Raw genomic sequence first — 11,554 nt, 5'->3', positions numbered from 1 at the left:
GCTAAAGCAAAACTTAGTTTTTTCCTTGTCCATAGGGAAAACACCGCTCCCGCGTCCTGCTCTTGCTAAGGTACCTACATCCTGTAGGCAAGGCGAATTCACTTCCAATAGCTGGCTATTGGAAGTGAATTAAACGCAGTTAGCGTCAGACTTACCCCTTCAAATTGAGCAAGTATTTAGGCTAATTGGTATAAATATACAGCTTGTGACTTCAAGTTTAGGTTAGTTGAGTAAGATAGTTAACTCTTCAGATCCCTTTTCTTGAATAGCATGTATTGAGCTACCAGATTTAAATTGGCTATCGACTGTGCCTTCTTTTAAGCGTGATAGGGTAATATGTGACTTACAAGGTTTTTTCTTGTTCAAACTATCGTCATGTAGTCCTTCTATACTTCCAAGTAAAATAGTGTAGCTGCCGTCATTATCATCCAACTCTACATAGTGATTGATTGATGAAGGATCACCTGTATTGGAAGTGCAACTTGCGTTAAAAGATAGGGTGAGGGTGGTGTCTGGCTCATTGACTGGCTTCCACTCAACAACTATCCGGCTATCTTTGCGATATGTAGCAGCGACCGGTGAATATAACAACACCTCTTCCGGTAAGACCACTTTTGAGGTTAGTGTTTTGTTTTCTTTGCTTCTTATTAATTCAAGTTTAAATTCAGTATTTTTAGCCGGTTGGCTAAAGTATCCTTGGTAGTCGATATCTAAAATATCTTCATCCATCTCTAACACTTTTACTTCATTACCAACGGTGGCTTGTACTTTGTCGCTGGGGCTAAGAATAATATTTGCGCCTATACTACTGTTTTTATTAAATTCAGTAACGACTCGCGCGCGATTACCGTCTGCGGTAAGACGAATTTCTGCCCAAATTTTTTCGGTCGCGACAATATCTGAAGTAGTGGACTCACTAGAGCAGCCACTGGTTCCCAAAATAAACAGTAAACTTGTTAACCCATAAATGTATTTCATTTCATCTCCTTTGATTGTCAGAATACGTATTCAGTATACATGCTGTAAATAGTTTCTAAAATAGTACACAATAGTAAAAGACATTTTTTTACATTTTTTACAGTATCCACTTGTTAATGAGCCGTTTTTTTGAAGCTGAAACTCTGGTGAAAATACTACTTGTGACTATTGCAATCAATGAGGTGTCTATGCGATGTGCGCAATGTAAAAAGTGGCGAACAAGAAACATCTAATACCAATTTGCTTAATTAAGTGGTCTATTTTGAGGCGAGAAAATCTTGTCGATAACTCCGCTACCGCGTCCTGCTATCGCTAAGGTACCTACATCCATATAGGCAAGGCAAAAATTTTGCTATTTAGTTGTTCTAAATGAGAAATTTTTAACACTGTTAGCGTCAGATTTACTCCTTCAAATTGAGCAAGTATTAAGTCAAATTGGTATAATATAGCTATCGTCTTAATACTCTCTCAAATTAGCCAAGTATTAAGACGAATTTGATATTCCACCAAGGCAGCTCAGGGTTTTAACCAGGATAAGTGGTTGCTTTGGAAAATCTCGATACCTTTTTGTCGGATCCTTTCAATCCAAACTTCGGTTTGATTAACACCTATTTGATAATGCTCAATTGCAACTTGTTGCAATATCCTGTGTTCATTTTGAATGGTAGTAGGCATTAATGCTGAGTCATCTGTGTTCACACATACCGCAACGGAACCCTTTCTGAGGCCAAAGCGGTTATACTTTTCACCGGCTTTGATCCACTCTTGTTCAGGTGGATCCCAGCGAAAAATGGGATGCTCATGATGATGATGGAATCGGCCAATATAAATATTTGAAGTTGGACATGCCTCAATCATGATTTCATCAGCGGCATACTTCTCCATTTGCAAATCTTGGATAGCCTCATATAACTCCAGTTCTGCTGCAGAAATAGAATCAAAATATACCCCTTGTTCCACGCCAAATGGCTCTTCCGCAGGTTTAGGAATGCAATGTATCATTACCGATTTTTGCTGATGTGGTGCAAGTACGTCCCTATCTACGTAGCTTTGCCAAAGCGCTAGCGCTTTTTTTGAACTGTTAACGGCTTCACCTTGCTCAAAGTCAACTGCCCAGCCTGGCTCCATTAAGTTGGTTTCGCGCACAGCGTACGGGCAATTTCTGCGTAGTTTCCACGCTTCATATAACGCTCTACAACTATATTCGTCATCATAAAGTAACCCTGACCAGTATTGGATCTTTTCATTAAGTAGTTGCAGCACACCTGTAAATTGAGGTACTTGCTGAACAACTTCTAGGGCTTTTTGATAACACCACACGAGATTATCTAGATGCTCGTCGATAGAGAGGTAGGCAACTCGTTGTCGCTTTGCCCATTTACGAGGTAGCACACCTAGCGCCAGCGCATGTCCCAATCTATCCCCAGCTTGATAATCACAAAAGTACACCGCTTCATCAATTGCGCGCAGTCCACTCAGGAGGTGGCTAAAGTCTTCACCAGCATGGACGGTTAAAAAAGGTCTCTGCATCCGATTTGAAAATATCCCAGAGGCACTATATTTGGCCTGGCGGAGTATTCGAAGTGCGGGAGCAAATACTTCTATCGGTAGCTCATTTTCATTGCCTGCTACGTCAAAGCCGCGAATGGCCTTGCGCAAGTCAAAAGTAAGGGGGCAAGTATTGTCAGCAATACCAAACTCTTTTATCTCGTAACTTGAAAAGGTCGTTGAGCATGCAAACGCTTGCAGCATGTTTACTTGCGCTTTCAATGCCTTTCTAATTTGTTCTTGGTATTTATCTGCTCTATTACCTGAGCGCGTAAAGTGCAACACAAAATGCACCTGTTCAGCTAAGGAAGACTCGTACAGTACCCGCAGTGCTTGGGTTAAGGACTCTGGATCGGCTGGGAATTGCTCAGTGCCCAGTAGTACTTGCGGTGTAGTCCTAAATTCACGATAAGTGTTTTGCATATCAGCACTGAGTGCATCTACCCCACTGTGACTTTGGTACGCAAGCGCTCGTTTACTCCGAGCTTGAAAGCGAGAGTGACTAACGAATTGACTTAAACCGACACCCGACACCACCATATAGTTTCGAAAGATAGCGCTAACACGAATAAAAGCATTGATTTGGTGACTGAGCGCTTTATCACAGTGTAATACCCCAAGACAGAAGAGTAGCCAGCGTTTTGACGATGGAGCAAAACGATTGTGTGCGGCAACAAAGTAGTGCTGTGTAACCAGATCGGCTTTATCTTGGTGTAAATATGGTAATACGTTGTGTATTTTGGCGATATCCTCGCTTGGGTCAAACTCACGCAAAGTGGAAGCCTGATAGTTAAAAGTGTGTTCAATCAAGGTGGTGCCTAATTGGTGACACCACGCTGGTAGGTGTTGCTTTTTATAAGCGCCGCTCTCAAACAAAGTGTATTCTGCTCGCCTCGGCCACACAATTTTGTCATCTAGGCATTGGCCATAAAGTGCAAACCCCAATAGGGAAGGGCCGATATAGCCATGACCTCCCAAATGTACATGGTTGTCAGCATATGCTTTGTCATATCTGTCATTAGATAATGCGAAAGGGCATTGAGTGCGCGTAATCGCGCTGATGACATCATGTTTGCTCACGCCATGGCGTGAGGATAAATCTTTATAAGCCTGTGCAATTACCCAGCTTGGGTCAAGCAGCGTTAATAATTCAAGCCATTGATCCAGTTTTTTAGGCTTAACTTCAAATCTATTTCCTTGCCACTGTAAATAATAGTCACTGAGGTGACTTAATACTTGCTCATAGTCTTCGTTGTCAAAAGAAACAAAGTTAAGCTTTAGCATATGATAAATATCATCGCTTCGAAGTGTGTGGCGGGTATAGGCTTGGTAGTCTGATACCGCAGCCGTGAGCGCTTCTGTGATGGGCTTTGTCGAGGTGCTCGATAGCAATGAGCCATGCTCAGAAGGAGAAGCGAGCAACCGATCAGATGTTAACGCAGCTGCAGCGACAATAGACTTATCTGATGCACAGATCATTGGATAAACTCTTCACGCCGAAGTGCTATGATCACTTTACCTTCAGATTTACTTCCGGATATATCACCCTTTCGATTATGTAAACCTTTGGCGGCAGCATAATTATCTATAGCCTCTGTTGAAAAATCTGACCCTAGTCCAATTAATACAATTTTTTGCTTGTTATTACGCATGTAAAGTCGCAGCTTTCCAACACTGGGTTTGGCGCTTGTTGCGGCTTTATACTCTCTCAAAATCGCGTTTATAGCTTGGTCTATTTCTTCGTTATTTTTAATAACTTTAGGGTTTACAGGCTTAGTTTTATCTTGATCATTACGGGTAAAGTTAGGCTCTTTGGTAGCTGCTATTTCTGGATTATCTCTAGTGCTCTTTGAGTCTATAGACGCAGCTGACTTATTATCAGCCCTTGTCGCTCTACTACTTCTCACTGGCGAAAATGAGCTTTTCTCTGCACCTTTACTGGGTTTCCATGAACCGGCGTTATTCTCTGGATCTATATTCCAAGCCGTTTTGGTAGTTTTGGTGTTAGCACTATTACTTTGTGTTTTACCTAATTTCAGTTGCGGTGTATCGGTAAATGCAAATAAAACGGGATGTTGCTCTAAGGCACGGCAGAAGTTAAGTGCAAGTACGGAATACTCACTCTCCTCAGCTTCCTTTTCTAGAAACGATTTATTACGACTTAATGTACGTTCCGTTCTCTCAAATTTCGCCCGGTCTCTGAAGGTTGTGTACTCACCAGAGATTGCGACGTTTGCAGGTATAGACTCCCCCTGAATACCAGCGGTGTAAGCTGAATTAACTAACATATAACTAAAGCGATTAACCAAGTCAGATAAATGCTCATCGTCATAGCGGTCTGATTTGAGTAAGTTTTGGTACTTAAATACCGCAAAAGCAGTGAAGGTTTTGTTAAACATATACGAGAGCAGCGCCACCAGAGCTTTACTGTCTAGTGTATTAAACGTATTTTCGTGTGCCTTTTGCCAGTTAGCAATTTGTATCGCCAGTATTTTTGCACTTAGCGTTTTATCTGAGTCCTCATCTAACTGCGCCTGCTCTTCTTCTGTTGATTCCTGATCGGTTGAACCAAATACAGGCTTGGTTTGATTGATACTAAAGATTGAATAAAACGGTACGCGGTTGAGTATGGCCGCTATATTGCGCTCCAGTATGGTTAACTCTGCTGTAGGCTTTAAACAGGAGTAAGCAATTAACTCAAAGGCTCGGCTAAAAAAGATAAATTGATAGGTATTAGCCATGGATGAGTAGACTTCACCGTGGGTATAAATATCTAACAATAATTGATGTAGTGGTATTTCGATAACCCCACGGTCTTCTGTTTCAATTAATCTGAGTTCTGGATTGTCTTTCGCGTTAACTATGGCTTTTTGCGAAATAAATATTCTTTCGTCGTAAAACTCCAGCGGTGGCATGCTTCTTAGCGTATGCGAGTTAGCTTTGAAGACTGAGTCTAAAATGGATGTGTTGCCACTATAAGCGCGAGCTTGTTGTGTTAGTGGCTCAAGAACCGTTAATTGATTTTGATAAAAGTCTTTCTTTGCCCATGGGTATAATTCTTTATTAATTTGTTGTCTAGGATTAAAAGCCAATAATGTCTGAATATTAAACTCTTTACTATTATTTTGGTTGAGCAGTGTTAGATAGGAGTCGGCATTTGTAAATGCAACGCCATTTTTTTTCTGCTCAGCCCACGTAATAAAATTATTCCAAAGTGTATGAAGGTCAGGCTTTGCTGATTGGTTAGATGTGTGTGAATTATTAATATACCTAGGAGGAATTGAACGGATAAGTTGCACCAGCTCCCGTGAAGATTCAGGTTTTGGCCAGTGATGCAGCGCTTCGTCATTATGACATAAGGGGTAAAAGGCCTGAAACAACAATTGTTCGTAGTCACCAACGGTTGTTTCTTGGAAACTCTCTTTACTTGAGCGCTCGGCTATCGTTAAGTTAGGTATTAAGCGGCTAATAGGCTGCAGTGAAATACGCATTTGATTGGGAAAGACTTTGGTTAGATATGCTGTGGTGAGCTCTTCTGCAACAGCCAACCCTTCCTTTGTTAGCTCCTTGTTGTGTACGTGTTTTTTATACGCTTTATCATCAAAATGTACGTGAGTCATGTGTTCATATAAACGCATATCGCCACTGACAATAGGGATAATATAAGGACAACCTAACAATCTGCGGACGTCATCGACAACCTCAAACGCGCGATCCAATGCCATATCAACATCATCGATGGGTAGCACTAAGGCTTTACAACCAAGTATGTTAATCGCTATTTCAACAAATTGATGAAAAAAAGACTCGATATGTATACCGGATTTATATTGTTGGATTTTATCGATACCGGTATAGCCGTTAAATTCGCTAGACTTTCCTAGTGAATCTGCAAGTTTTTTTAACGCATAAGTAAACTTATTTTTGTCGTTTTGCTTTGCACTTGAGCATGCAAACTCTGTGTGTTTAAGGAGCTGTTTCTCTACTTCGCTGTATATCTGCGCCACGATAACATTGGCGAAGGTGTCTTCATTAATCAACATGGTGGGGTCAATGACATCAAGAAAATACAGTGACTTTTCATCTTCGCCAGTTGAATGAGCGCTTTCCCACATTGCTTTACTGTTTCTTAAAAATACCGTTTTGCCTGTTCCGCGCTGTCCCGAGACCAAAATCGCATTATGAGACAACCATGTTTTACTGCTCCCTTGCCTAAATGAGTGATACTCTTTTGCTTCGCCCAAGCAATTTGTTAACCGACTTAGCAGCGCATTTTTTGCATCGTCTTGCCAAAACTCATCTAGATTATTGCCAGCAATATAGTCATCTCTGAACTCATTTTTATCTAAATTTAATTTATATTTTCTGCTCATGGTTTACTTCCTTAACCCTTTCAATGAACTTAATGCAGAGTCACCATAACGGATATAGTCGTTAACAATATCTTGATGCGTTTGTATCTCGTATTGCTCTATTAGTTTAAGTAGCTCTTCCATTGCCTTATCTCTAAAGATCACGCCTGATTTATGGCGAGCGACAATCACATGCAATCGCTCGATATAAAGTCTTTTTCTCGACCAAGCACGGGTATAGCCAAGTTTGCGATTTACAGAATAACTTACAATGAAAATGGTGGAGCCTAAAATAAAGTAGTATGGAGTCAGTGTTTTAAAATCGATAAATATCAGGGTGGTGAGTGCGAGAGTGGTAATTAGATAATAAATTCGATAGAAATCTTTTAATATAATTTTTATTGGTGATGTATCTTTTTCTGTATTTTTATCCGTTACTAGCGCTTTGAATAAAATAAGTATGAAGAAAAGTGAAAACGTACAGATTAAAATAGCTGACCACAAGCCTAAGAAACTATCTGCAGCTAAGCCTATAATAGCGGTCTCGCCTATATCGCTGATGTTCTCAAAAGATGTACCAGAAAATACGTCAAGCGAAGATAAAAAGTAGACAAAACTTGGGATAATGAACATGGTGGAAATGACAGCAAGCCGACGAGTTAACTTGTGTAATTGGTGATATATAGCTATTCGTTTGTTGAATTTTGTGTAAGTTTCTTCGGCTAGTGCGTCAAAGTCAGTGGGCAAAGGTTGGTATTTAGCAGACATTCTTTTCTTCTAGTTTTGGTAGCGCGTGCGCTTAATCAACAGTATGGTGCGAAATGTGAGAGTAATGAATCGCAACAATGTAGTAACATATTATGGTGGAGAGTAATTAAAAGCAATACTATATATCTGAGGTATATGGAGAATTAGTAAGTTATAGCGCTCTTTGCATGCGCTGATGCGGTGTAAATTCAGTAGAGTTTTTCTAAGTGGCAACTCAGTAAGCAGAGACTCGCTTGTCGGCTATATGCCTTGCGGCTTGACCTCATTCGCTTATGCCATTATCCAAACCTCAGGCTATCGAAAAAGACAAGTTCCTGCTACTTTATCTTCAAGGTTACAAATTAGCAGAAAAACATAAGTATCTTTTTACTTCAAGTATACGTATCGCAAAACGTGAAGAATGAGAATAATAGCAGCATCACAACACCAACTAGCAAAGGAGGTATCAGGCTATAATACCTCCTACGTGTCATTAATGCAGATCTTGCGGTCTTCCCATGTCAGGTTGACTGTAATCGCACACACCATCCGGGTAAATCTGTTTTAATTCGCGAACCGCTGGTGCGATATCGATACCTGTGTATAGCCCTTTGGCGATAGCTTGGTCAATCGAAATGCGATGACATTTAAAAATATCTCCAGCCCAGCTTGCACCAGCTTGAATTCGGCTGGTAGAAAACATCGGGTATTTGGCTGTGCAGGTACCTTGAGGCTGATTATTCCAGATCCCATTAAAGACAGTGTCACCGCTAGCAATAACATTGCCGTGTTCGTCATAGCAAGTGTCAAAAAGGGTTGCAGGTTTAGCGTCTGCTACTGATAAACTCGGGTTTTCTTTTAGGTTAAGCAGCCATTCGTCCATTTTCTCAAATGCCAATTTTGTTGGGTTAAATGATTGATGGGCTACCCAAATCACTTGATTGCTAGGGGTTGAGTTTGCAGCTTCCATTCGTAATCGAGTGTAGAATGAAGCTGACATATGGTGCATATCTAACTCATTTTCTAGATAATGCCGAGCATCAATAATGGGTAAATTGACTTTACCGATAAATACTTGGCCAGAGCGATAAGCTTTTTCCATTGCTTGCAGGCTGCCTTGGTGCCGAGGTGCTACACCGGTGTCATCCGGTGTTGTGATATTGTGATTCCCCCAAAGTGTTAACCAAATTGGTAGGTTATGACCAAAGGGCAGGGCTATCTTTTCTTGCTGCATTTGCGCTTGTGGCTTCCACGCGCCGATGTTTTTATTGATATCAATAAATTCCGCTAGGGTGATCTGCTGCGCTTTTAACGCTTCCAGACCATACTGGACACCTTGATTATCCCACGTACTCAGCCCCATTCCAGAGTCGTCGGTACCAAATAGGTTAGCCATGTCTTGCCAGTAACTCCAATTTGTATTTTCTACAACCGAGTCTGCGAAAAAAGGCCTCAAAAATCCTTGCCTTGGGTTATTAATAAAAGCAGATAAGCCAAAATATCCATTAATGCACTCACTGTTGCCATCAGGAAATGAGGGAACGAACCCCGACATCAACTGGTTTAGTGGTTGTAAAAAGCCAGCTCGTTGGGGAAAGTCGTTAATGGCATTCATTCCTTCTATATGACGACGCCGGGTCCAATCGCGCCATGCGTTACGGTCATTAGCACGAAAGGTGAAGTAGTTATTTAGCAGATCACAATCAAGGGCATAAGTGGTTTGTGTGATCATATCTGGGTAACTATACAATGGAATTAGACCATCTAAGATCCCATCGCTATTTTGGGCAATGAGGTATTGAGCTATTCCACCACCAGAACCACCAATACCAACGGTATAAAGTGGTTCGCCATATAAACTCGTGAACTGTTTTTTGACCCGTCTAGCAGTATCTTCAGCTAATAACATGTTATAGGTATAACTGGTTTTGTTACCACTTGAGCTTATCACGGCATAGCCCAGCTTTAGCTGCTCTAGTTGCCTGTCAATTACCCGAGTTGCTTTTTGTCTCCCTTGGCGATAGCCAATACCTGAGCCACCATTAAATTGGTAAATTAGCCGTTGGTTCCATTTTGCTTTACCATGCTGGCTGCCAATTTCTTCTGCGTTTATTGGCATCACTATGGTGTAGATAAAGCGGTTAATTGTACCTTGCTCTACCCGCAGCAGTAGCCCAGATTGTGATAGATCTGCTGTGGCGTCTACGGGTGTAATACGCTCATCTTCAGTTATTTGAAAATATTGTAGTCGCGTTTTAACTGTACAGTCTTTGCTGTAACCCATTATTTTACCAGATTGCTCGCTAAGCACTGGAACACCAACACCATCTTGGTTATCAACGTCTGGTTGGCCGAGGCCGGAATCCACAGTCATACAGTAAAAAGGATACTGATTAGGCCCAGAATATAAACTGGTTGCTGGGCCGGTTTTACCGACAAAAATAGGGAATTCAAAGGGATCTTTGGGTCTTTCTGCTTTGGAAATATGAGGATAAAAGTCAAGAATTGCTGTATTTTCACTACTGGCAATCCCCTTAACGCCTAAGATTTGCTGACGCTCACTCTCCAGCCAATACCAGTATCCTGAGCCTGTAATAAGCACAATCAGAAGTGCGATAAAGAGCCATAATTTTGGTGATTTCATAAGTCGCTCCTCATGTTTTGGATAAACAAACTACTTTTAGCGTCGTTTAAAGAAATGCAGATCGCACTACGAAGCGCGTTATTCGCTCCTCTTGATTTCAAGTTATTGACGTAGCTCATTCCTTGAAATTAAGACACTTACCTTTTGTCCAGACTTCTTTTTTGAAGCACGCGATAACATCAGTGGTATTTACCATATAAATATGGGTATCTTGAAGCCGCATAGATCGAAAAAATGGGTATCAACACTATTGCTTTGGCACTAATACTTCTCACGTACTCACGACCACTTGGGATAATCTTCATCTCATTATCGGTACGGTTTCTGTATTTCTAAGTAGGCACCATATTCAATGAGCAAACGCTTATAAGACGTATATCTTAAGTGTAGAACGGCTCAAATGAAGTGTGGTTATTTGTTTGTTATTTGAACATAAATAAAATGCACAGCAATAAAAAGGTTATATAAAGCAGAATGTTGGTGCATATGTATGATGTTGACTCATTAAATTGTAATACGTGTAACTAAGCTAAAAGTTGATAGCTAAAATGCCTAAGCTTGTTACAGGTATTCCGCGTCTAGTTTCCTAAATACTTTGTTTTTATGGTTTGGATCTGCTCAGGTGTTACCCTATGGAGCTTTGCTCCTACGTAATCTGCTAGCGTCTGATTGCTGCTTTTGTAGCCCATAAACTGGGGCTCAGCGTGAAATGGACTGGGTAAAAATGTGACTGCGAGCTGATGGTGTTTGATCATCTCCAACGCCCACACTTTGTCAACTAACACGGCATCAACTCTATTGTTATTTAGTACGGAGAAAAATATTTTGCCGTCTTCATGGATTTGTTCGTAAAATGAGCGTTCAACAATGGCTGCATTGATAGCTTTGAGACTGTTAATGACCTGCTCGGGATAATTATAGTCTTCTGAAATCATCACTCGTGGTGCCGCGAGCTGATAAAAATCATCTGGCGATGCAAAGCGGCCACGGGTGACTGCAAGAGAAAGCTGCCATGTAGTGAAAGACATATTCAAAGTAGCAAAGCCATCAGCTTTATCAACATGTAGCGTAAAATCGAACGTGTTATTGGCAACACCAGCCAAGCAACGGCGATAAGGAAGTTCGTGAAAAACCAATTTGTAGTCGCTATCGATTAGCGCTACTTTTATGATTTCAACCTCAATACCTTGCGCCTGTTTGTGTTGGTCAAAAAAACTATAAGGCCACCAACGCTCAAAGCATATATTGATTATGTGTTCATTTGTTTTTGCTTGGGACACTGTAC

6 protein-coding genes are annotated in these 11,554 nt (G+C 41.0%); all 6 read right to left on the bottom strand.

Going from position 1 to position 11,554, the window contains the following annotated elements:
- Positions 1-222 precede the first annotated feature (222 nt).
- Positions 223-978, bottom strand: a complete 756-nt coding sequence (locus HUZ36_RS16460; protein WP_176033438.1) for a hypothetical protein — start codon at positions 976-978, stop codon at positions 223-225.
- A gap of 516 nt (positions 979-1,494) precedes the next feature.
- Complete coding sequence (rdrB, locus tag HUZ36_RS16455; protein ID WP_176033437.1) at positions 1,495-4,005, bottom strand: antiviral RADAR system adenosine deaminase RdrB; 2,511 nt, start codon at positions 4,003-4,005, stop codon at positions 1,495-1,497.
- A complete protein-coding gene (rdrA, locus tag HUZ36_RS16450; RefSeq protein ID WP_176033436.1) occupies positions 4,002-6,899 on the bottom strand; it encodes an antiviral RADAR system adenosine triphosphatase RdrA in 2,898 nt (965 codons plus the stop codon). Before rdrA ends, rdrB begins: the two co-directional genes overlap by 4 nt.
- Before the next feature lie 3 nt (positions 6,900-6,902).
- The gene (locus HUZ36_RS16445; protein WP_176033435.1) at positions 6,903-7,646 is read right to left on the bottom strand and encodes a hypothetical protein; all 744 of its coding nucleotides are present in this window, start codon (positions 7,644-7,646) and stop codon (positions 6,903-6,905) included.
- Positions 7,647-8,118: 472 nt separating this feature from the next.
- Entirely contained in the window at positions 8,119-10,269 is a 2,151-nt protein-coding gene (locus HUZ36_RS16440) for a DUF6351 family protein (RefSeq protein WP_176033434.1), read from the bottom strand.
- Between the two features lie 578 nt (positions 10,270-10,847).
- Positions 10,848-11,549, bottom strand: coding sequence for a substrate-binding periplasmic protein (locus HUZ36_RS16435; RefSeq protein ID WP_368659803.1), 702 nt, complete (start codon positions 11,547-11,549; stop codon positions 10,848-10,850).
- Positions 11,550-11,554: the final 5 nt, after the last annotated feature.

It is taken from the genome of Pseudoalteromonas sp. McH1-7 (assembly GCF_013366255.1).
Taxonomy (GTDB): Bacteria; Pseudomonadota; Gammaproteobacteria; order Enterobacterales; family Alteromonadaceae; genus Pseudoalteromonas; species Pseudoalteromonas peptidolytica.
The sequence above is the reverse complement of the archived record's forward strand: the minus strand, read 5'-3'. Positions and strand labels throughout refer to the sequence as shown.